This window comes from Microbacterium sp. (assembly GCF_044508325.1).
GTDB lineage: Bacteria > Actinomycetota > Actinomycetes > Actinomycetales > Microbacteriaceae > Microbacterium.
On the sequence record NZ_JBIQHX010000011.1, the window covers coordinates 74,287 to 95,540 of the forward strand.

Here is a 21,254-nt window from a genome sequence, read left to right on the forward strand (position 1 = left end):
GCCGCGCCCACCGCGCCCGCCTCTTCCGGTTCCTGAGCCGCGCCCACCGGGCGCGTGTCGAAGGGCCTGCTGCTGCTGTTCCTGCTGCTCGCTCACGACCGGCCCCAGGTCCTGCGGCGAGTGCACCTGCTCGGGCTGGTCGTCGTAGATGATCGGGATCGCTTCGGTGACGGTGGCGGCCTCGTCGCCGACCAGGGCGGCCCCCTGGCCGTACTCGACCTGGGCGGGCGCCGACCCGCCGACCACCCAGGTGTCCTTCGAGCCGCCGCCCTGGCTGGAGTTGACGACGAGCTGCCCCTCGGGAAGGGCGACACGGGTCAGGCCGCCCGGCAGCACCCAGATGCCGTCCCCGTCGTTCACCGCGAACGGCCGCAGGTCTGCGTGCCGCGGCCGCAGGCCGTCCTCGACCAGGGTCGGGATGGTCGACAGCATCACCACCGGCTGGGCGATCCAGCCGCGGGGATCGGCGCGCAGACGCGCGCGGAGCTGGTCCAGCTCGGCGCGCGAGGCATCCGGCCCCACCACGAGCCCTTTGCCGCCCGAGCCGTCCACGGGCTTGACCACGAGCTCGTCGAGCCGGTCGAGCACCTCTTCCAGCGACCCGGGATCCTCCAGGCGCCACGTGTCGACGTTCTTGAGGATGGGCTCTTCGGCGAGGTAGTAGCGGATGAGGTCGGGCACGTACGTGTACAGCAGCTTGTCGTCGGCGACGCCGTTGCCGACCGCGTTGGCGATCGTCACGTTCCCCAGCCGCGCCGCCAGCAGCAGCCCGGGCGCGCCGAGCATCGAGTCGGGGCGGAACTGGAGCGGATCCAGGAAGTCGTCGTCGACGCGGCGGTAGATGACATCCACCCGCTCGGGTCCGCGCGTGGTGCGCATGAACACCTTGCCGCCCGTGCAGATCAGGTCGCGACCCTCCACGAGCTCGACGCCCATGAGCCTGGCCAGCAGCGTGTGCTCGAAGTACGCCGAGTTGTACACCCCGGGCGTGAGCACGACCACGTTGGGGTCGTCGATGCCCGCGGGGGCGGAGGCCCGCAGCGCCGCGAGCAGCTTGTTGGGGTAGTCGCCGACCGGGCGCACGCGCATCGAGACGAACAGCTCCGGCAGGGTCTGCGCCATGACCCGCCGGTTGGAGATCACGTAGCTGACGCCGGAGGGCACCCGCACGTTGTCCTCGAGCACGCGCATCTCGCCGCGCTCGTCGCGGATGAGATCGATCCCCGACACGTGGATGCGGACGCCGTTCGCGCTGCGGATGCCCGCCGCCTGACGGTAGAAGTACTGCGACGAGGCGATCAGGGCCGCCGGCAGCACATCGTCGCGCACGCAGTGCTGGTAGCCGTACGCATCGTCCAGGAACGCCTCCAGCGCCCGCACGCGCTGCTGCACGCCCGCCTCGATGTGCGACCACTCGTCGTAGGCGATGATGCGGGGCACGGCGTCGAGGGGGAACGGGCGCTCCTCGCCGGCGAAGTCGAAGGTGACGCCCTGGGCGAGATAGGAGCTCTCCAGCGAAGCGGTGCGGCCGCGCAGCTCCTCCTGCGTCATCCGGGCGAGCGCCCCGTAGAGCTCGCGGTACGCCGCGCGCGAGGGCGCCGCACCTCCCGGGTGCTCGGGTGCGCCGAACATCTCGTCGAAGGCGGGGCTGCCTGCGGGCGTCTTGCGCGGCGCCAGTGTGGACCCGTACCCGTCGAAGAGGTCGCCCATAGGACGACAATAGTGTGCGCCCCTGCGGCGGACGTACGCTGTTCACGTGACGGATGCACCGCACGCTCCGCGCGGCTCCGCACTCGCCGCGGCGACGGCCGGAGCGGCCTCGGTCGCGCTCGGCGCCGGGGCCGGCGAACTCGCGGCCGGGGTGCTCGCACCCGCCGCGAGCCCGTTCGCCGTGGTCGGCGCGGCGCTGATCGACCTGGCTCCGACGTGGGCGAAGGACACCGCGATCGCCCTGTTCGGCACCGCCGACAAGGTCGCGCTGCTGGGCGGCATCCTGCTCGTGGCGATCGCGCTCGGCGCTGTCGCGGGCCTTCTCGACGCGCGATGGCCGCCGTGGGGGCGCGTGCTCGTGCTGGTCCTCGCGGCCGCGGGGGTGGTCGCCGCGCTCACGCGCAGCGACGCGGGGGCGCTGTCGTGGGTGCCCTCGGCCGTCGCCGGCGTCGGCGCCGCGCTCGCGCTGTGGGCGCTGGGGCGGCCGCTGCGAGCGCGGGAGTCGCCGCCTCCCTCGCCCGGGGATGCCGGCGCCATCGACCGCCGCCGCTTCTTCGCCTGGGCAGGGGGTGCGGCCGCGATCGGCGTGCTCGCCGCGATCGGCGGCACGGCGCTGCGTGCCGGGACCCAGGTCTCAGCGGCCGTCCGCCGCGCCCTGCGCCTGCCCGCCCCGGCGGTGACGGCCGCGCCGATTCCGGCGGGCGCCGAGCTCGGGGTGCTCGGACTCGCGCCGGTGGTGACCCCGGCCGAGCACTTCTACCGCATCGACACGGCCCTGATCGTGCCCGACATCGACCCGGCGGACTGGTCGCTGCGCATCCACGGGCTCGTCGACCGTGAGGTCGTGATCACGTGGGACGAGCTGCTCGCCCTCCCGCTCGAGGAGAGCTGGACCACGCTCGTGTGCGTGTCGAACCCGGTCGGCGGCGATCTCATCGGCAACGCGAAGTGGCTCGGGCATCCGATCCGGCACCTCCTCGAGCGGGCCGGACCCCGCCCGAGCGCCGACATGGTGCTCTCCCGCTCCCACGACGGGTTCACGGCGAGCACTCCGCTCGAGGTGCTGACCGATCCGCAGCGCGGCGCCCTGCTCGCGGTGGGCATGAACGACGCGCCGCTGCCGCCCGAGCACGGGTTCCCCGTGCGCATGGTGGTGCCGGGCCTGTACGGCTACGTGTCGGCGACGAAGTGGGTCACCGAGCTGCAGGTGACCCGGTTCGACCGGGCGACGGCGTACTGGACCGAACGCGGCTGGTCGGCGCAGGGACCGGTCAAGCTGCAGTCGCGCATCGACGTGCCGCGCCGCGGACAGGGTCTGAGCCCCGGCGAGGTCGTCATCGCCGGGGTCGCCTGGGAGCCGCACGTGGGCATCTCGAAGGTCGAAGTGCAGGTCGACGGCGGCCCGTGGCGCGAGGCGGAGCTCGCCGTCGCGATCTCGGACGACACCTGGGTGCAGTGGAGCATCCCGTGGACCGCCGAGCGGGGCGATCACGCGATCCGCTGCCGTGCCACCAACGCCCGCGGCGAGCGCCAGACCGAGGTCGACTCGTGGCCGGCGCCCGATGGGGCGACCGGCTGGCAGCAGCTCAACATCACCGTCGCCTGAACCGCACCCGGTTCGCGGTGCACCGCCCGGGGATCAGCGTGAGAATGATGCGGCGTAGTCGGCGTACGGCACCTGCCCGGGGTTCGGGTCGCCGGCTGTCGCCTCGAGCGCCTGCACCACGTCCTGCGGGATCGGCGTCCACCAGGCCGGCATCTTCGCAGCCACGGCGGGGTTCAGGACGTAGACGAGGATGAAGTTGACGATCCAGATCGAGGGGGCCATCGACATCCCCACCGTCGCCTGCCGGCCGCGCTTGTCGTTGGGGACCAGCTGCACGGGCGCACTGGTCTGCTGGGACAGCAGTCCGGCGATGAGCTCCCCCGGATAGGCGGAGTCCTCGTAGATCATGGCGAGGGAGTCCTCGCATCCGTTGTGCCGGCACCACGTGGCCAGGTACCCGGTCACCGGTTCGAGGACGGGGTTGACCTGCTTGGTGGGCGCGGCGTCGTTGGCAAGGCTCATCAGCATGCCGTCTTCGTTGACGAAGAGCCCGTAGCTGCCCAGCACCGTGGGCGTCCAGACACCGTCGACCTTGGAGAGCAGGGGGTTTCCGGTGGTGTTCGTGAAGATCCGCACGCTCTCGTCGATCAGCTTCGCCCAGTGCGGGTCGCCGCCGATCCCGCCGCCGGTGATGAACTCGACGTACTGCTTCTCGGTGAAGACGCGCTTCTTGTCCAGCCCCAGCTTGCGGGCGATCTGGTCGGCCTGCGCCTGCCCCAGGGGGCGGTTGACCTGCTGCCGGCTCGGAGCCGCTGTGGGCGCCCACTTCTCGAAGGCGGGCGTTCCGGCGTAGGGCTGGTCGAAGCCGGTGTCCGGTCCGGCCGCCGTCGCCGGCGTGGCCGCGAACACGAGGACGAGCCCCACGGCGATTCCCGTGACCGCCGCGACCGCGCGGGTCGTGAAAGGAGCTCTGCGTGCCGAAAGGGGTCGCGTCATGGGTGTGTTCTCCGCCCGCTCGAGATCGTCTGGGCGGAGGTCGCCCGGATCGTGCTGGGCCGAGTATCGTGGGCGCGTCCGATCCCCGTCAAGCGCTGGTATATCGGTCGGTGCGTCCGGCGGCGGGGGCGCGCCTCGGGGGCTCAGCCCTCGAGGACGACCGTGAGCTGCTCGATCGCCCAGTCCAGCTCGGTGGCGCGGATGACCAGCGGGGGCGCGATGCGGATGGTCTGCCCGCGCGTCTCCTTGACGAGCACGCCGCGGGCGAGCATCCGCTCGGCCACGTCGCGACCGGTGCCGACCGACGGATCGATGTCGATGCCGGCCCACAGGCCCGCCGTGCGCACGGCGGTGACGCCGTGACCGACGAGGGCGCCGAGCCGCTCGGCGAGGTGCTCGCCGAGGGCGGCGGCGCGTGTCTGGAATTCCCCGGTCGAGAGCATCTCGACGACGCGCAGTCCGACGGCGCTCGCCAGCGGGTTGCCGCCGAAGGTCGAGCCGTGCTCGCCGGGCCCGATCACCCCGAGGACCTCGGCGTCGGCCACCACCGCCGAGACGGGAAGGATGCCGCCGCCCAGCGCCTTGCCGAGCAGATAGATGTCGGGGACGACCTCCTCGCGGTCGCAGGCGAAGGTGGTGCCCACGCGGCCCAGGCCGGACTGGATCTCGTCGGCGACGAACAGCACGTCGTGCCGGTCGCACAGCTCCCGGACGGCCCGCAGGTAGCCCTCGGGCGGCACGATGACGCCGGCCTCGCCCTGGATGGGCTCGATGAGCACCGCCGCGGTGTCGGGCGTGATGGCGGCTTCGATCGCCGCGGCGTCGCCGAAGGGCACGGCGACGAAGCCCGGTCCGTAGGGCCCGAAATCGTCGCGCGAGGCCGCGTCGTCGCTGAATCCGACGATGGTGGTCGTGCGGCCGTGGAAGTTCTCATGGGCGACGATGATCTGCGCCTGGTCCCGCGCGACGCCCTTGACCCGATAGGCCCACGCCCGCGCGACCTTGATGCCGGTCTCCACCGCCTCGGCGCCGGTGTTCATCGGCAGCACGAGGTCCTTCCCGCACAGCTGGGCGAGCGCCGCGGCGAAGTCGCCGAGACGGTCGTTGTGGTAGGCGCGGCTGGTGAGCGTGAGGCGCCCGAGCTGCTCGGTGACCGCCGCCATGAGGGCGGGATGCCGGTGGCCGAAGTTCAGCGCGGAGTACGCGGCGAGCAGGTCCAGGTAGCGCTTGCCCTCGACATCGGTCACCCAGGCGCCCTCGCCGCGGGCGATCACGACCGGCAGCGGGTGGTAGTTCTGCGCCACATGCGTCTCGTCGATGCCGGGCACCGCCGCGCCGCGGATGATCCGCACGGCAGCGGTGTCGGCGGCCGCGGTGCTCACGCGCGTCCTCGCAGCTCGAGCGTGCAGCATTTGATCCCGCCGCCGCCGAGCAGCAGCTCGGAGAGGTCGACGAGCACGGGGTTGTAGCCGCGTTCGCGCAGCTGCGCCTCGAAGCCCTTCGCCCGCGGGGAGATCACGACGTTGCGGCCGTCGCTGGAGGAGTTGAGGCCGAAGACGGCGCCGTCTTCATCCGAGACCCGGATCGCGTCGGGGTAGCGCTCAGCCAGCAGCGACTGCGAACGCTCGTCGAAGGCGTGCGGGAGGTAGGCGATGTTGGCGCGCTCGACGCCGCCGGGCCCTTCGACCGGGTCGAGGACGGCCAGCGCGGTGTCGAGGTGGTAGAAGCGCGGGTCGACGAGCGTGAGCGAGACGACCTCCTTGCCGAAGACCTCGTTCAGCTCGCGGTGGCTCTCGTCGGTGGAGCGGAAGCCGGTGCCGGCGAGGATCACATCGCCGACGAGCAGGAAGTCGCCTTCGCCCTCATTGACGGCGACGGGCTCGACGACCTCGAATCCGGCGCTGCGGAACCAGTCCATGAAGGCAGGTCCCTCGGGCACGCGCTCCTGGTAGCGGAACTTCGCCCCGTAGGCGACGCCGTCGATGACGAAGCCGCCGTTGGCGGTGTAGACCATGTCGGGCAGGCCCGGGATCGGGTCGATGAGCTCGACCTCGTGCCCGAGCGCCAGGTAGGTGTCGTACAGGCTCTGCCACTGCCGCACCGCGAGCGCCGTGTCGGTCGGGTTCGCCGGCTCCATCCACGGGTTGATCGTGTAGCTCACCGTGAAGTGCTCGGGGCGGCACATGAGGTAGCGGCGCACCTGCTGGATGCGTCCCCCGGTGCCGCCGGCCCCGGTCGAAGGCTGTGCGGTCATGGTCTCGGACTGCGCGGGCAATTTCGCTCCTTGTGGGATTCGGCGGACTGCGTCCTCAGGCCCGGCGGCCTTCGAAGCTCGCGGAGCTCGGGGGAAGGGGCGGGCACGCCGCACACCATTGTCGCACGCCGCGCACGCCCCGACCTGGCAGCCACCCGCGAGTGGGCGGATGTGCGCTGATCCGGATGGGTGGATCGACCGGTCAGGGAGCCCGCACGACGACCTTCCCCACGGTGTGCCCCGCCGCGACGTGGGCGAGCGCGGCATCCGCCTCATCGAACCCGAAGGTTCGCTCGATCACGGGCCGCAGGCGGCCGTCGGCGGTGAGCGCGACCAGTTCGCGCAGTACGTCGGGCTTGGCCGCCGCGGCGAGCATGCGGACCGGTCGCTTCGACCCGATCGACAGCAGCGCGGCGCGCAGGAGCCGCCCGATCGGTCCGAGCAGGCGGCCGCCCTCGCCCGACACCATCACGACGGTGCCGCCCTCGTGAACCAGCCGCTGCAGGTCGCGCAGCGGGGCTGTGCCGGCGATGTCGATCACGACGTCGAACGACCCGGCGGGAAGGCCCGCCGGGGCGACGACGCGATAGTCGAACGTGCGCGAGGCCCCGAGGTCCGCGACCAGTTCGCGATTGCGCTCGCCGCACAGCGCCCACACGTCGGCGCCGCGCAGCCTCGCGAGCTGCACCGAGAAGGTCCCGACCCCGCCCGAGGCCCCGATCACCAGCACACGGTGACCGGAGGCCACTCTCCCGAGCTCCAGCGCCTGCCACGCCGTGCCTCCGGCGATCGGCAGGGCGGCCGCGCGCTCGGGGTCGAGGCCCGCGGCCACCGGCACCAGACGGGATGCCGGTGCCACTGCGTACGGCGCGAGCCCGCCGCCGCCGGGAAGCTCCGCGACGACGCGGTCGCCGACCGCGACCGCGGTCACCGCCTCGCCCAGCGCGACGACGGTGCCCGCGACATCCATTCCCCGGATCGGCCGGCGCGGCCGCCGCAGTCCGAACGCGGCGCGCACAAGCAGCGGCTCGCCCCGCATGACGCGGATGTCGGCGTTGTTCAGGCCCGTCGCCTGCACGCGCAGGAGCACTTCGCCACGGCCGGGCGCGGGCACCGGCGCCTCCTCGCGCGCGACGGTGCCGACCTCGCCGTAGCGGTGCTGGCGCCAGGCGGGCATGGTGTCGGTGACCACGGTCATCTCGTGCTCCTCAGCTCTCCTCGACGGGGTAGTCGAACAGGTCGTCGAGCCCGACGCCGAAGGCGCGGGCCAGCTGGAACGCCAGCTCGAGCGTGGGCGAGTACCGTCCCTGCTCGATCGCGATGAGGGTCTGACGGGTGACGCCGACCTGCCGGGCGAGCTCGGCCTGGGTCATCCCGGCCGACTCCCGGACCGCGCGGATCGTGTTGGTGACCTTCGTGGGCTTGACCATCAGGCGAGTCCGCGGCGGTAGGCGACGACGCTTGCGATGCCGCCGATGATCGACGAGGCGGCGAACCCGAAGAACATGCAGTTGGCGATCCAGAACCAGTCCGCCTCGAAGGCGCACAGCACGATGACGCCGAGCCCGGCGATCACGAGGAAGGCCTGGCCGACGCGGATGGACATGCGGGCGATGTCGCGGTCGCGCTGATCTGTGCGCCCCACGCCGTCGGGATCGCGGGCGCCTGCGATCAGGCCCCACACGATGCTGAGGACGATGGCCGCGACGATGCCGCCGCCGATCGTCCAGAGCATGATCGGAACCCAGTCGACCTCGGTGAGCGGCCTGCCACCGGCCTGCTGCAGCACGACGACGATGTAGACGATCATCCCGATCACGCTGACGATGAGACTCGCCCAGATGTTGCGCTCTTCGTAGACCATGGGAACTCCCGATGTAAAGAATCCTTGACATCTCGACGGTATCGGCGCGGAATCAGGATGTCAAGAATTCTTTACACGGCAATTCCTCGCGTCATGTGGTTTACGATGCTCCGACCACACCAGTCGGGTCACGCCCTCGCCCGCTCGTCCCTCGGAGCCCCTCATGCGCAAGCGCTGGATCGCGCTCATCGTCGTCGCTGCCGTCCTTCTCGTCGCCGTCATCGGCGTGTACTGGGCCGGCCGCAGCCTGTTCCACATGCCCACCGCGAAGGGCGTCGACTCCGTCATCGGCGAGCTGGGCGGCAAGCGCGTGCTCGGCGTGTTCGCGCACCCCGACGATGAGCAGACCGTCAACGGGCTGTTCTGGCGCGCGAAGCAGCAGGATGGCGCCTACACCGCCATGATCACGGCCACCGCCGGCGAGGCGGGCCACCAGGTTCCGGTCGTCGCACGACAGCAGGATCTGGGAATCGTGCGCACCGCCGAGGCGCTCAAGAACAGCTTCAACCTGGGTGTCGACGAGCACGAGGTGTGGGACTACCCCGACGGCGGCGTGCCCGACGCCGACGAGCAGGAGATCGTCGACAGACTCGTCGCAGCCATGAAGCGCACCCGTCCCGATGTCGTGGTGGGGTTCTGGCCTGCGTCCGGCGCGACCGGCCACAAGGATCACATGCAGATGGGCCATCTGACTGAGCGGGCGATCGCCCAGCTCGCCCGCGACGGGGGCGCCTACACGGGTCCGGGCCACCTCGTCTACACGATCAGTCCCACCCCGGCGCTGTCGATGTTCGGCGGCGAGCAGGGCAGGCTCGTGGTCGAGAACCAGCCCGACCCCGAGTACGCGATGTCCGCCGAGACCGGCAAGAAGCTCGAGGGCTGGAGGATCCACGCCTCGCAGGAGGACTACCTGCAGTCGGCGTATTCGCTGCCCGCGTGGCTGGTCTACCTGCTGTGGGATCAGGAGTTCTACCACGTGCGCGATCTGGCGGCCGACCCTCTCCGCTGAGCAGTCAGCCGACCTTCAGATCACGCCCTCGCTCCAGGGGTCGGGGTTGCCGAAGCGGTGCGCGGTGATCGCGATCGCCTGCTCGTGCAGGAACGGCAGCAGCTCGATGCGCCCGGCGGTGGTCACCTCGTTGTCGTAGATCGCGAGATCGGGGTCGCCGCCGACGGCCTCGGCGAGGGCGCGATGCAGCGGCGCGACCGACTCGGGCGGTCCCACGAGGCGCGCGCGCGGAGGGCGGGATGCCTCGCCCTCGCCGTCGCGGACAGACATCCGCTCGATCCATTCCTGGTCGCTCTCGACCCACACCGGCACGTCGCCGTCCGCCAGCAGCCGCCGGACGGCGGGCGGAAGCCCCACGGGCGAGCTCACCGAGAACGACGAACCGGCCCGGACGCCCGCGATGATCACGCGCAGCAGCGCCTGCCAGCTGGCGTCACCGGTGGCCCGCACCGCGACCGGCAGCGGCCGGTAGCGGAAGAGGTTGCGCTCCACCCCGAGGGCGGAGACGTCCTTGACCTGCCCGAACTCGCGCCCCCACGCAAGGGCGTCGGCGAGTGCGGCGCGGCGCACCCATTCGAACTCCTCGAATCCGAGCGAGGGCTGCGCCGCCTCGATGAGCGTCGTGATGCGGCTGTCGAGTCCGCGCAGGTGCAGCGTCGACGACGCCGTGCCGCCGGTGGCGCGCCACGACCCCAGGCCGATGAGGTAGTTGGGTCCGCCGGCCTTCGCGCCGGGGCCCACCGACGACCGCTTCCAGCCGCCGAAGGGCTGCCGCTGCACGATCGCGCCCGTGATGCCGCGGTTGACGTAGAGGTTCCCGGCCTGCACGCCGTCCAGCCACTGGGCAAGGTCGTCCGGGTTCTGCGTGTACAGGCCGGCGGTGAGTCCGTACGCCACGGCGTTCTGCAGCTCGATCGCGCGCTCGAGCGACGGCGCGGTCATGATGCCGAGCACCGGCCCGAAGAACTCCTCGCGGTGGAAGCGGGATCCCGGCTGCACGCCGGTGCGGATGCCGGGGGTCCACAGCCGACCCTCGGTCTCGGGGTCCGGGGCGTCGAGCACCTCGGGGGCGACCAGCCACTCCTCGCCCTCGTCGAGGGTCGTCAGCGCCCAGGCGAGCTTGCCCTGCGGGGGCTCGATGACCGGGCCGACCTCGGCGAGCGGATCGGTGGGCAGACCCACCCGCAGCGAGCGGGTTGCATCCACCAGCTGCCGGGTGAAGCGCTTCGAGCGCGCGACCGGACCCACGAGGATCGCAAGCGATGCGGCCGAGCACTTCTGGCCGGCGTGCCCGAACGCGCTCTTGGCGAGATCGGATGCCGCGAGGTCGAGGTCGGCCGAAGGCATGACGATCATGGCGTTCTTGCCGCTGGTCTCAGCCAGCAGCGGCAGGTCGGGGCGCCACGAGCGGAACAGCGCCGCAGTCTCCCATGAGCCGGTGAGGATGACGCGATCGACGTCCGGATGGGCGATGAGCCGCCGGCCGAGCGCCCCCTCCTCGATGTCCACGAGCGCGAGCACGTCGCGCGGCACCCCCGCCTCCCACAGGGCCTCGGCGACCACGGCCGAGCAGCGGCGCGCCTGGGGCGCCGGCTTGAAGACGACGCCCGAGCCGGCCGCGAGGGCGGCGAGAACCCCGCCCGCCGGGATCGCGATCGGGAAGTTCCACGGCGGGGTGACGACGGTGACGCGCGCGGGGACGAAGACCGCGCCGCTGACGGCGTCGAGCTCACGGGCGGTGGCGGCGTAGTAGTTCGCGAAGTCGACCGCCTCGCTGACCTCGATGTCGGCTTCGGCGAAGACCTTCCCGGTCTCGGACGCCGACACCTCGATGAGCTCGCCGCGGCGCGCTTCGAGAGCGGCGGCGGCGCGGTGCAGCACGGCGGCGCGATCGGCGGCGGGCAGCGCCCCCCATTCGGTCGCGGCATCCCGCACGCGCGCGACGGTGGCATCGAGCACGGCCGCGTCGGCGATTCGGGCGGCGGCGATGGCGGCGTCGCCCGCGGTCGAGGAGGGAACCCGGGCGAGGATGCCCGCGGACCACTCCCGGTTCACCGCCAGAGCCGGGTCGGAGTCCGGGGTGTTGCGAAAGCCCGGGGCTCCTGCGGCGGGGCGGCTCTCCTGCCGGGCGAACACGGCGGTGTCGACGAACTCCTGGCCGGCGAACAGAGCCGGCGCACCGGCGTCGACGTCGTCATGGGCGATGCCGAGCACCGCCTGGGTGAGGTCGGCGTCGTCCGGTGTCGCCCCTGAGACGACCGCCGTGGAGGCTGCCGTGGTGGCCGGGGCGTGGGTCGGTGCCGCCTCCGCCGGCGCCGTGCGGTCCTGGTGCCGATTCGGCCCCGTCGCAAGCGCCGGGTCGGCCGCGCGACGCAGTGACGCGAGGAAGCGGTCGCGCTCACGGGCGAACAGCGCCTCGTTCTCGTGCAGCTCGAACGCCGCCGACAGGAAGTTCTCCGTGGACGCGTTCTCCTCCAGGCGGCGCACGAGGTATGAGATCGCGACGTCGAACTCGTCCGGGCGCACCACCGGCACGTACAGCAGCACGCCGCCCACGTCGCGGCTGACCGCCTGGACCTGGCCCTGCGCCATGCCCAGCAGCATCTCGAACTCGACGCCCGCGGTCGCCGAGGTCGCCTGCCCTGAGCCCGCCGGAGCGCCGGCGACCCCGCGCTCGGTGGCCAGCAGCCACGCGTAGGCGAGGTCGAACAGGTTGTGGCCCGCGACGCCGATGCGCACCGCGCGCGTGCGGTCCGGGCGCAGCGACCAGTCCAGGCATCGCAGGTAGTTGGCGTCGGAGTCGAGCTTCGAGCCGTAGGTGGCGAGCGGCCAGCCGTGCATCGCGGCATCCACTCTCTCCATCGCGAGGTTCGCGCCCTTGACCAGCCGCACCTTGATCCGCGCCCCGCCGGCATCGACGCGCTGCGTCGCCCAAGCGGTCAGCTCCTGCAGGGCCGGCAGCGCGTCCGGGAGGTACGCCTGCAGCACGATCCCCGCCTCCAGGTTCCGCAGCCGCGGATCTTCGAGCAGCCGGGTGAACACCGCGATCGTCAGATCGAGGTCGCGGTACTCCTCCATGTCGAGGTTGATGAAGGTGCCGGCGCCCCCCGGGCCGCCCGCGGCCGTGAGGTACAACGGCAGCAGCCGCTCGACGACCTTGTCGACGGTCTCGTCGAACGCCCACATCGAGATGCGGCTGGCGATCGCCGACACCTTGACCGAGACGTAGTCGACGTCGTCGCGGCGGATGAGGTCGTGGATGCCGTCGAGCCGGCGGAGGGCCTCCTTCTCGCCGAGCACCGCTTCGCCCAGGAGGTTGAGGTTGAGCCGGTGTCCGCCCTCGCGGATCTTCTCCAGCGCCGGGCCGAGCTTCTCGGGCCGCGCGTCGGCGATGAGGTGGCCGACCATCTCCCTCAGCACGCGGCGCGCGATCGGCACGACCGGCGAGGGCAGCACCGGAGCCACCTGGCCGCCGACGCGGACCGCGGAGCGGAGGTACCACGGCAGGAAGTCGGGGACCAGCGGGGCGACGCGATGGAGATTGGATGCCGCTGCCGACAGGCTCTCGGGCCGCATCACGCCGTCGACGAAGCCGAGCGTGAAGGGGAGGCCGTTCGGATCCTGCAGCACTCCGGCGAGTCGTTCGGCGGCAGGGTCGACGTCGACCTCCGCACTCGCGGTGATCCACCGCTGCGCGAGCTTCACAGCCCGCTCGGCGAGGTCGTCGCCGATGGCTGTGTGGCCGGTGTCGCCCTGATCAGGGTTGGTCACCATGCCACCAGCCTACGGTGGGGCCGCAAGGTGTCGAGCGGGCCGGCATCCGTCCTGCTGCCCGTCGCGATCATCCGGCGATCGCGGCGCGCATCCTCTGGACCTGCTCGAGGCGCTCCGGCGAGGGCTCTTCGATCGCGATGATGTTGCCCTCGCTGTCGCTGAACCACGCCGCGCGCTCGCCGTCCATCTCCATCACGCCGTCGACGGTCTTCACGCCCGGCAGGTCGTACTCGTGGAACTCCACGCCACGCTCCCGAAGCGCCGCCATGTCTCGGTCGAGGTCGTCCGTGATCAGGCCCAGCGTCGTGCTCTTCGCGGTGCCCGCATAGGCCGATTCGTAGACGTGGACCGCGACGCCGCCGACGTCGTAGATGTCGCCGCCCACATCGGTGAGGACCGGGTCGCGACCGAGGACGTCGTGCCAGAAGGCTCTCGCACGAGTGAGATCGGAGGCTGCGAGCACGGGCATGGCGATGACGCGGTCGAACATGTGACCATCTCCTCGGTCGGCGGAATTCTACGCCTCCCCCGCCCAGGACGCGACGGTCGATCAGTCCCAGACGCTGGGTGCGGGCTCCTTCGTGGAGGGCAGGGCGGATGCCGCGGCCCACTCGCGCACCCAGGGCTCCAGCGGAGGCAGGTCGTCGGGCCGGTGCAGGGCTTCGAAGAGCTCCTCGAGAGGGACGGTTCCGCCGGCGCGGCGCAGGAATCGGGCCCGGACGAGCATCTCGGCGTAGATCTCGCCCTTCACGACGGCACGGTGGATCATGTACACCGACTTCTCGTCGTGGCCGGCGAGCCGCGTCTCGACCGTGAACCGCTGCCACAGCTGCAGCGACTTGCGGAAGGTGATGGTCTCGCTGGCGACGACCGCGTACCACTTCTTCTCGTCGATGAGGTCCCACATGCCGGTGCGGATGAGCAGGTCGAACCGGCCGAGGTCGAACAGCGACCCGTACCGGCCGTTGTTCATGTGTCCGAGCAGATCGATGTCGGTCGGCAGCGTCCGCAGCCGGATGCGCCCGACGCTCGTCGGGGACACCGGGCCGTTGCGCCGCAGCATCGTCTTCGCCCGCAGGATCGTCAGGAGAGTCCGCCACCACACATTCACGAGGTGCGATCGTAGCCCGTCGCGCCCGGCCGGACGATTCGGTTGTGGCCAGGCCACAAGGTCGGACCCCCAGAGGAAGTCGGCCCCCCCAGAGGAAGAGGTGCGGCGGCGGGTGGTCCCCCAGAGCGCCCGCCGCCGCGAGGCCGGCCGAAACCCCAGTCGGCCGACCTTCTTCCAGTCACCGCAGCGGGTCGACTGGAAGTCCTGGCCCTTTGACACCGTGACGGCGATGGCGCCCATCGATCCGAGATCGTTGTGGACGATGTCGGAGTAGTCGCCACCGGCACTCCCGCCACCGGCCGATGGCCAGTAGGACAGGACACACCATGCCTCCGACATTGCGCGGGGCCGGGTCGGGAGAGCCGCTGCTGCTCACGTGCGTCTGGTGATGGTCGACCGCATCCTGGTCGGCGACTTCGTCGCGGATCTCCACCTGCGTTCCGCATCCCACCAGTACGGGCCGCGCACCTCGGGGACGCCGCGGTTCATGCGGATGCTCCACCCGCTCGTCTCGAGCGTGCGGTGGTGGTACCAGCACACGGCGGCACCGTTGTCGGTGCTGGTCGAGCCGCCGCGTGCGTGCTCGTGGACATGGTGGATCTCGCACCACACCTCGGGCACCCGGCATCCCGGAATCACACACGTGCCGTCGCGCAGCCCGATCGCGCGACGCTGATGGGCGTTGAAGACCCGGTCGGCGATCTCGATCGACACGATCCGACCGCCGCCGTCCAGCAGCACCCGCTGGCTTCCGCCCGTGCAGGCGATGTGTCGCGCAACGGCGAGCGACACCGGCTCGTCCGCGCCGTCGATGTGGGCGAACCCGCGGCCGGTCTCAAGGTCCTCCGCGCGCGCCGACACGACGAGCGTGGGCGCCGCACCTCCGATGGTCGGGAACTGACCGGATGCCGCGGCCTTGGTCAGCACGGTGGCGAAGACGTCATGCAGCTTCTGCGGGCGGGTGCGGCTGTCGGGCTCGCTGGGCGGCTCGTTCGGCGCGGCCGTGAAGACCGGGACGCGCGTCAGGTCATCGACCCGCGGATTGAGCACGGCGTCTTCCAGCAGTTCGAGCTGAGCGGCGACCTCCGCAAGCAGACCCCCGCGAATCGGAACGATTCCGTCCTGGCAGCGACCCAGCGTGATGCCCCGTTTGCGCATCGCCTTCGCCTCGCGCGGCTCGGCGCCGTCAGGATCGAGATACATCGACCACACCGTCGCGAACGAGCGCAGCTCGTCGGCAGTCGCGGCGGGCCCGTCGGCGCCGCGAGCGGCCGCCGCGAGCTCTTCGTCCGCGGCCAGATGCGCCGCGCGACCCGCCGCCGTCGCCAGCCCGGCGATCGGCACCGTCGCGCCCAGCAGCGCATCGAGCCCGACCGCCCCGTCGACCAGCGCCGCGCGCAGGGCCGGGAACTCGGGCGGCAGCAACTCGCCCGAAGTCGGCGCGACCTCCTGTCGCACCGCCCGGCCGGCCTTGACGAGCTCGCTCGCCCGACGCCCGCTGACCCGCGTCGCCCGCCGCACCAGCTCGCCGACCGAACGGCATCCGAACCGATTCGTCATGCGCTCGCTCAGAGCGGGCGCCGCCGACCGACCGTCGACCTGGCTCGCCGCCTCGATGAGCAGCGCCTCGGCGCGGCGGGCGATCCGCGCCGCCGCCGACATCACCTCGAGCACTTCCGACTCGGTCCACAGCCGCGCCGCGCCGTCGGCGAGCGCCGCGCTCACGACCTCATCCAGCGACGCGCTCGTCCGATCCAGAGCCGCCGCGATTTCGTTCATAGCATCTATTCTGGCAGAGTGGTCAGACATTCACATTCGAACGTAGTTCAGCCATTCACGACGCGGCATCCGCCTCCTGACGCCTCTGCACCGGAGCCGTCACGCCCTCGATTTCTTCCCGCGCCCGCGCCCGCGTAGAGTCTGGCGCATGGAAGCCGAAATGCAGACCGCCGTCATCGTCCGGCCGGTGCGGGATGTGGATGCCGAGGCTCTCGGGCGCGTCCACGCCACCTGCTGGCACGAGACCTACGACCACCTCGTGAGCAAGGCCGCTCTCGAGAAGATCTCCCCCAAGCGCCTTGCGGAGCTGTGGGTCAACTGGGCCGTGCAGGGTCCCGAGTTCAAGATGTTCGCCGCGCTCGTCGACGGCGAGGTCGTGGGCTTCTCCGGCTCCGGCCCCGCTCGCGACAAGGACGCCCCCCGCCTGCGCGAGCTCTACTTCATCTATCTGCTCGGCAAGTATCACGGCACCGGCATCGGCCAGCAGCTGTTCGACGCGGTGCTCGGCCGAGACGAGCCCGCGTACCTGTGGGTCGCCGACGACAACCCGCGCGCGCACCGGTTCTACACGCGCAACGGCTTCAGCCTCGACGGCGCCACGCACACCGAGCCGTTCCTGGGCGAAACGCTCACCGAAGTCCGGTTCGTCCGCTGACGCCCATGTTGCAGGTGTGGCCCCTCGAGGGCCTTCCTGAGGTCCACGAGGGCGATGATCTGGTCGCGCTCATCGCCGCCGCCGTGGGAGACACGCTGGCCGACGGAGACATCCTCGTGGTCACGTCCAAGATCGTCTCGAAGGCCGAGGGCCGCACCGTCGCGACCGACGACCGTGACGAGGCGATCAGGGCCGAGACCGTGCGGGTCGTGGCATCCCGCACCTCCTCCGACGGGCATGTGACGCGGATCGTCGAGAACCGGCTGGGCATCATCGCCGCCGCGGCGGGCGTCGACTCGTCGAACACCCCGCACGGCACGGTGCTGCTGCTGCCGGTCGACCCCGACGCGTCGGCGCGGCGCCTCGCGGCGGGCCTGCGCGAGCGGACAGGGGCAGAGGTCGGAGTGCTCATCTCCGACACGATGGGCCGCGCCTGGCGGGAAGGCCAGACGGATGCCGCGATCGGCGCCGGCGGCGTGCACGTGTTCGAGGACCTGCGCGGGAAGGCGGATGCCGAAGGTCGCCCCCTCATCGTGACGATGCCGTGCGTCGCCGACGAGCTGTGCGCGGCGGCCGAGCTCGTCAAGGGCAAGTCCCTGCGCCGGCCGGTCGCCGTCGTGCGCGGACGCGCCGATCTCGTCGGCGCGCTCGATCTGCCCGGAGCACGGTCGATCATCCGCCCCGCCGACCGCGACATGTTCGCGCTCGGCGCCGACGAGGCCTACGAGCAGGGGTACGCGGCGGGCGCCGCCGAGGTCTGGTCGGAGACCCGGGGCTGACGCCCGCCGCGCTCGGGCGGATCAGCGGAAGGAGCTTGCGTTGACCGATCCGACCCGCGATCCTCGCGAACCCGAGATCCTCGTCATCCAGCCGGACCCGTCCGGAGGGCTCGACCGATTCGCCGGCTGGCTCGCCGCCGAGGGCGTCCGCGTCCGTACCGTGCGGCCGTTCGCAGGAGAGGCTGTGCCCCGCGAGGTCGCCGCGGACGGGCTCATCATGCTGGGCGGAGCGATGGGCACCCGGGATGTCGACCGGCACCCCTGGCTCGCTGACATCGCCCGGCTGCTCCGGCGTTCGACCGACGCCGCTGTGCCCACGCTCGGGATCTGTCTCGGCGCACAGCTGCTCGCCCACGCCCTCGGCGGCGAAGTGCAGCGAGGCGCGCGCGGCCCGGAGATCGGACTCACGCGCATCGATTGGCTGGACAGCGCCCAGGATGATGCACTCTGCCGCGGTCTGCCGGCGCCGTTCCACGCAGCCGGCTTCCACTTCGATGAGATCGTGCGTATGCCGCACGGGGCCGTGCATCTCGGTGCGAGCGACCTGTATCGGCATCAGGTGTTCCGCGTCGGCTCGGCCTGGGGTGTGCAGTTCCACCCGGAAGTCTCGCCGGACTCCTTCCGAAGCTGGCGCGACGAAGCGGTCGAGACGGCGCCCGCGTTCGCCGAGCAGTACTCGCGGCTGGCTGACGAACTCGCACAGGCCGATGGGGAGGTCGTAGCGGGCACGAGAGCCCTCGCCCGCCGCTTCGCGGGGATAGTCCGCACCGCAGCGCACGAGACTGAACCGGTGCGACGGCCCCGGGCCGCCGCACCGGCCGCGGTGGTCACTCCTCGAGCGCAGTGACGTATGCCGCGTGGATGCCGCCGTCCACCTTGAAGTCCGTGGCGGTGATGTAGGAGGCGGCATCGGAGGCGAGGAAGGCCGCCGCCTCGGCGATCTCGTGCGGCGCGCCGAAGCGGCCGCGCGGGACGTGCACCAGTCGTCGGGCTGTCTCGGACTGGTCGAACAGGCCGGCCAGCAGCGGCGTCGACACCGGTCCGGGACTGATCGCGTTGACGCGCACCCCCTTCTTGGCGAACTCCACGCCGAGCTCGCGCGACAGCGCGAGCACGCCGCCCTTCGACGCCGTGTACGCGATCTGGGACGCGGCCGAGCCGACGGACGCCACCAGCGACGCCGTGTTGACGACGCTGCCACCGCCGTTGCGGAGGAGGTGAGGGATGCCGTGCTTGCAGCACAGGAACACACTGGTGAGGTTAACGTCGATGACCTTCTGCCACGCGGCGAGATCGGTCGTCAGCACCGACTGGTCTTCGGGGATCGCGATGCCCGCGTTGTTGAACAGGATGTCGATGCGACGCGTGCGCGCCGCGATGTCGCGGTACAGATCGGCGACGGCGGCTTCATCGGTCAGGTCGCACGTGAAGAAGTGATCGACCGGCGCATCCCCTTCTCGCACGTCCACGCCGACCACGGTCGCGCCCTCACGGGCGAACACCTCGCAGCTGGCCTTGCCGATGGATCCGCTGGCACCCGTGATGACCGCGACCTTGCCTTCAAGCATTCCCATGGTGACTTCTCTCTCCTCGCTTCCGCGGACTGTCCGCCGACGTCTGTTCGACGAGCGCCGCGCGGCACTCGTCGATGAAGTGCTGAATGATGCCGCCGATCTCGGCCGCCTCGGGGTGCCACTGGACCCCGACCGCGAAGGCGGGGCCTTCCCACTCCAGTGCTTCGACCAGCCCGTCGTCGCGGCTGACCGCGGAGACGGTGCCGCCCTCGCCGATACGGTCGACGGCCTGGTGGTGGTGACTGTTGACCGTGCGGGGCCCGTCGCCCATGACCTGCGCGAGTCGGGACCCCTGCGCGATCTCGACCCCGTGCTCGGTCTCCACGTCGAGGCTCCCGGGGACCTTGCGGTGCGTAGCGCCCGCGCGCACCCCGATGTGCTGGTGCAGCGATCCGCCCGTCGCGACATTCATGACGTGCAGGCCACGGCAGATCCCGAGGACCGGGAGCCGCCGCCGCATCGCCGCTTGAACGAGCGCGATCTCGGTGCGATCACGCAACGGCACGGTCGCCTCCAGTTCGGGCTCGTGGGCCTGCCCGTAGAAGGCGGGATCGACATCGGCACCGCCCAGGAGCAGAAGCCCGTCGAGGCGGCCTACAAGATCATCGGCGTGGGCGATGGTCTGCTCCGAGGGGATGAGGGCCAGTGGCACGGCGTCGCCGTGCGCGAGGTGACTCAGGTACGTGCTCGCCACGATGGCGGCGTCCATGTCCCAGAAGCTCCAGGAAGCCCGCTCGTACGCCGCGCAGACTCCGATGACGGGATCGCGCGCCGGCGGCGCCTCGCCGTGCTCGCCGAGCCGGTCGCCCGTGTGGTCATGCTGTCTCAAAGTAGAGCCCGACCTCCCAATCCGACACATGCGCATGCCACTGCGCGAGCTCGGCGCGAAGACTCGTCACGTAGTGGACGACGAAGTCCTCGCCGAGCAGCTCCCGTGCCACGGCGCTCTGCTCGAGGATGTCGACTGCCTCGTCGAGCGACTTCGGCAGCGGTTCCAGCGAGGCATCGGCGTAGGCATCGCCCGGGTAGGCGGCGGGCGGTTCGAGGCGCTGCTCGATCCCGTACGCGCCGCCGGCAAGTGTCGCCGCGATGGCGAGATACGGGTTGACGTCGGCGCCCGGCATCCGGTTCTCGATCCGCACAGACCCTGCGTCTTCGCCCACCACGCGGAGGGCCGTCGAGCGGTTGTCGAAGCCCCACGTCACTGTCGTCGCCGCCCACGAGTACGGCTTCGCCCGTCGATACGAGTTGACCGTCGGCCAGTAGATCGCGGCGAAGTCGCGCAGGGTGGCCAGGACGCCGGCGAGATAGTGGCGGCCCACCTCGGACAGCTCGGGGCGGACGCCCTCGGTGCCCGGCTCCATCATCACCGGCTCACCGGACGACGTCGAACGGATGGACTGGTGGATGTGACAGGATGACCCCGCCCAATCGGAGCGCGGGATCGCCATGAACGATGCCGTGCGGCCCTCCATCGCCGCGATCTCCTTCAGCCCGTTCTTATAGAGGAACGAGTCGTCGGCGCACCGCAGCGCATCCGTGTAGGTCGCGTTCAGCTCGTACTGACCGGGGCCGGTCTCGGGGTTCATCGCCTCGATCGCGATCCCGGCGTGCAGCAGGTGATTCCGCCAGCGGGAGAGGAAGTCCTGGTCGATCGACGAGCGGAACACCTGGTACGTGTATGCTCGCGTCGACAGCGGACGCAACTGCCAGCCCGAGGCCCGGAGCTCTTCGGGCGTTCCGTCGCTCACGTAGAACTCGAACTCGGTCGCGGCATACGGCTCGTAGCCGAGGTTGCGCAGCCGCTCGCGCGCCTGGATCAGGACTCGGCGCGGCGTCAGCGGGACCTCGGACCCGTCCGGCAGGTGATAGATCCCGTTCACCGCGATCGTGCGATCGTGCCAGGTCAGCACGCGCGCGCTCGACAGATCGGGCCGGAAGAAGATGTCCGGGTACCCGTTGCGGTGCGTGGGGAAGTACGTCGTGCCGTTCTCGGGCGCGAAGACATTCTCCATGCCGTCCCGGGTGATCGCGAAGAGCACATCGCAGTAAGGGACTCCGTGGCCGCGCGCCAGCCGCAGGAAGTCCTGCAGCGGCACGCGCTTGCCGATCCACGCTCCGTTGGTGTCAGCGGTCCCCGGAATCACCGTTTCGATGCCCTGCTTCTGACACCACGCCGCGAAGGCGTCGAGGCTCTCCGTCG

Annotated in this window: 19 protein-coding genes; 5 read left to right on the forward strand and 14 right to left on the reverse strand. The window is 71.2% G+C overall.

The genetic code is table 11. The annotated features are described in order from the left end of the window. Positions 1–1,710 (reverse strand): circularly permuted type 2 ATP-grasp protein (locus tag ACIWQI_RS10520; RefSeq protein ID WP_396657277.1); only part of this gene is annotated, 1,710 nt, incomplete at its 3' end. A 46-nt stretch (positions 1,711–1,756) separates the two neighbouring features. On the opposite strand from ACIWQI_RS10520, the gene ACIWQI_RS10525 reads away from it, so the two are divergent. Continuing rightward, positions 1,757–3,316 (forward strand): molybdopterin-dependent oxidoreductase, encoded by a 1,560-nt coding sequence (locus ACIWQI_RS10525; protein ID WP_396657279.1) that lies wholly within the window; start codon positions 1,757–1,759, stop codon positions 3,314–3,316. Positions 3,317–3,349: 33 nt separating this feature from the next. On the opposite strand, the gene ACIWQI_RS10530 is transcribed toward ACIWQI_RS10525, so the two are convergent. The 6 genes from ACIWQI_RS10530 to ACIWQI_RS10555 all read right to left on the reverse strand — a co-directional run bounded on the left by ACIWQI_RS10530 (position 3,350) and on the right by ACIWQI_RS10555 (position 8,370). Then, the gene (locus ACIWQI_RS10530; protein ID WP_396657281.1) at positions 3,350–4,252 is read right to left on the reverse strand and encodes a hypothetical protein; all 903 of its coding nucleotides are present in this window, start codon (positions 4,250–4,252) and stop codon (positions 3,350–3,352) included. Between the two features lie 143 nt (positions 4,253–4,395). Then, a complete protein-coding gene (rocD, locus tag ACIWQI_RS10535; protein ID WP_396657282.1) occupies positions 4,396–5,664 on the reverse strand; it encodes an ornithine--oxo-acid transaminase in 1,269 nt (422 codons plus the stop codon). Beyond that, positions 5,631–6,506: a dimethylargininase gene (ddaH, locus tag ACIWQI_RS10540; RefSeq protein ID WP_396657313.1), complete on the reverse strand. Its 876-nt coding sequence runs from the start codon at positions 6,504–6,506 to the stop codon at positions 5,631–5,633. Before ddaH ends, rocD begins: the two co-directional genes overlap by 34 nt. 202 nt (positions 6,507–6,708) lie before the next feature. Beyond that, the gene (locus tag ACIWQI_RS10545) at positions 6,709–7,704 is read right to left on the reverse strand and encodes an NAD(P)-dependent alcohol dehydrogenase (protein WP_396657283.1); all 996 of its coding nucleotides are present in this window, start codon (positions 7,702–7,704) and stop codon (positions 6,709–6,711) included. 10 nt (positions 7,705–7,714) lie between these two features. After that, complete coding sequence (locus ACIWQI_RS10550) at positions 7,715–7,936, reverse strand: helix-turn-helix transcriptional regulator (RefSeq protein WP_396657285.1); 222 nt, start codon at positions 7,934–7,936, stop codon at positions 7,715–7,717. Then, the gene (locus tag ACIWQI_RS10555; protein ID WP_396657286.1) at positions 7,936–8,370 is read right to left on the reverse strand and encodes a hypothetical protein; all 435 of its coding nucleotides are present in this window, start codon (positions 8,368–8,370) and stop codon (positions 7,936–7,938) included. Before ACIWQI_RS10555 ends, ACIWQI_RS10550 begins: the two co-directional genes overlap by 1 nt. 163 nt (positions 8,371–8,533) lie before the next feature. Here ACIWQI_RS10555 and ACIWQI_RS10560 point away from each other — a divergent pair, with 163 nt between their 5' ends. Continuing rightward, positions 8,534–9,379 (forward strand): PIG-L deacetylase family protein, encoded by an 846-nt coding sequence (locus tag ACIWQI_RS10560; RefSeq protein ID WP_396657287.1) that lies wholly within the window; start codon positions 8,534–8,536, stop codon positions 9,377–9,379. Positions 9,380–9,394: 15 nt separating this feature from the next. Here ACIWQI_RS10560 and ACIWQI_RS10565 read toward each other — a convergent pair whose 3' ends face one another. The 4 genes from ACIWQI_RS10565 to ACIWQI_RS10580 all read right to left on the reverse strand — a co-directional run bounded on the left by ACIWQI_RS10565 (position 9,395) and on the right by ACIWQI_RS10580 (position 16,043). After that, positions 9,395–13,153 (reverse strand): proline dehydrogenase family protein, encoded by a 3,759-nt coding sequence (locus ACIWQI_RS10565; protein WP_396657288.1) that lies wholly within the window; start codon positions 13,151–13,153, stop codon positions 9,395–9,397. Between the two features lie 67 nt (positions 13,154–13,220). Then, complete coding sequence (locus ACIWQI_RS10570; protein WP_396657289.1) at positions 13,221–13,643, reverse strand: VOC family protein; 423 nt, start codon at positions 13,641–13,643, stop codon at positions 13,221–13,223. A gap of 60 nt (positions 13,644–13,703) precedes the next feature. Then, positions 13,704–14,264 (reverse strand): acyl-CoA thioesterase, encoded by a 561-nt coding sequence (locus tag ACIWQI_RS10575; protein ID WP_396657291.1) that lies wholly within the window; start codon positions 14,262–14,264, stop codon positions 13,704–13,706. A 372-nt stretch (positions 14,265–14,636) separates the two neighbouring features. Next, the gene (locus ACIWQI_RS10580) at positions 14,637–16,043 is read right to left on the reverse strand and encodes a DUF222 domain-containing protein (RefSeq protein ID WP_396657293.1); all 1,407 of its coding nucleotides are present in this window, start codon (positions 16,041–16,043) and stop codon (positions 14,637–14,639) included. 148 nt (positions 16,044–16,191) lie between these two features. Between ACIWQI_RS10580 and ACIWQI_RS10585 the strand changes: the two genes are divergently transcribed. The 3 genes from ACIWQI_RS10585 to ACIWQI_RS10595 are packed head-to-tail and all read left to right on the forward strand — an operon-like array spanning position 16,192 to position 18,324. Beyond that, a complete protein-coding gene (locus ACIWQI_RS10585) occupies positions 16,192–16,698 on the forward strand; it encodes a GNAT family N-acetyltransferase (RefSeq protein ID WP_396657295.1) in 507 nt (168 codons plus the stop codon). A 5-nt stretch (positions 16,699–16,703) separates the two neighbouring features. Further along, positions 16,704–17,477, forward strand: a complete 774-nt coding sequence (cofE, locus tag ACIWQI_RS10590; protein ID WP_396657296.1) for a coenzyme F420-0:L-glutamate ligase — start codon at positions 16,704–16,706, stop codon at positions 17,475–17,477. 40 nt (positions 17,478–17,517) lie between these two features. Beyond that, entirely contained in the window at positions 17,518–18,324 is an 807-nt protein-coding gene (locus tag ACIWQI_RS10595; protein ID WP_396657298.1) for a type 1 glutamine amidotransferase, read from the forward strand. Here ACIWQI_RS10595 and ACIWQI_RS10600 read toward each other — a convergent pair. The 3 genes from ACIWQI_RS10600 to ACIWQI_RS10610 are packed head-to-tail and all read right to left on the reverse strand — an operon-like array spanning position 18,305 to position 21,198. Beyond that, entirely contained in the window at positions 18,305–19,051 is a 747-nt protein-coding gene (locus tag ACIWQI_RS10600) for an SDR family oxidoreductase (RefSeq protein ID WP_396657300.1), read from the reverse strand. The two genes, ACIWQI_RS10595 and ACIWQI_RS10600, sit on opposite strands and share 20 nt — an antisense overlap. Beyond that, a complete protein-coding gene (locus ACIWQI_RS10605; protein ID WP_396657301.1) occupies positions 19,038–19,880 on the reverse strand; it encodes a gamma-glutamyl-gamma-aminobutyrate hydrolase family protein in 843 nt (280 codons plus the stop codon). The genes ACIWQI_RS10600 and ACIWQI_RS10605 overlap by 14 nt, the downstream gene beginning before the upstream one ends. Continuing rightward, on the reverse strand, positions 19,867–21,198 hold the full coding sequence (locus ACIWQI_RS10610) for a glutamine synthetase family protein (protein WP_396657303.1): 1,332 nt from the start codon (positions 21,196–21,198) through the stop codon (positions 19,867–19,869). Before ACIWQI_RS10610 ends, ACIWQI_RS10605 begins: the two co-directional genes overlap by 14 nt. Between the last annotated feature and the right edge of the window lie 56 nt (positions 21,199–21,254).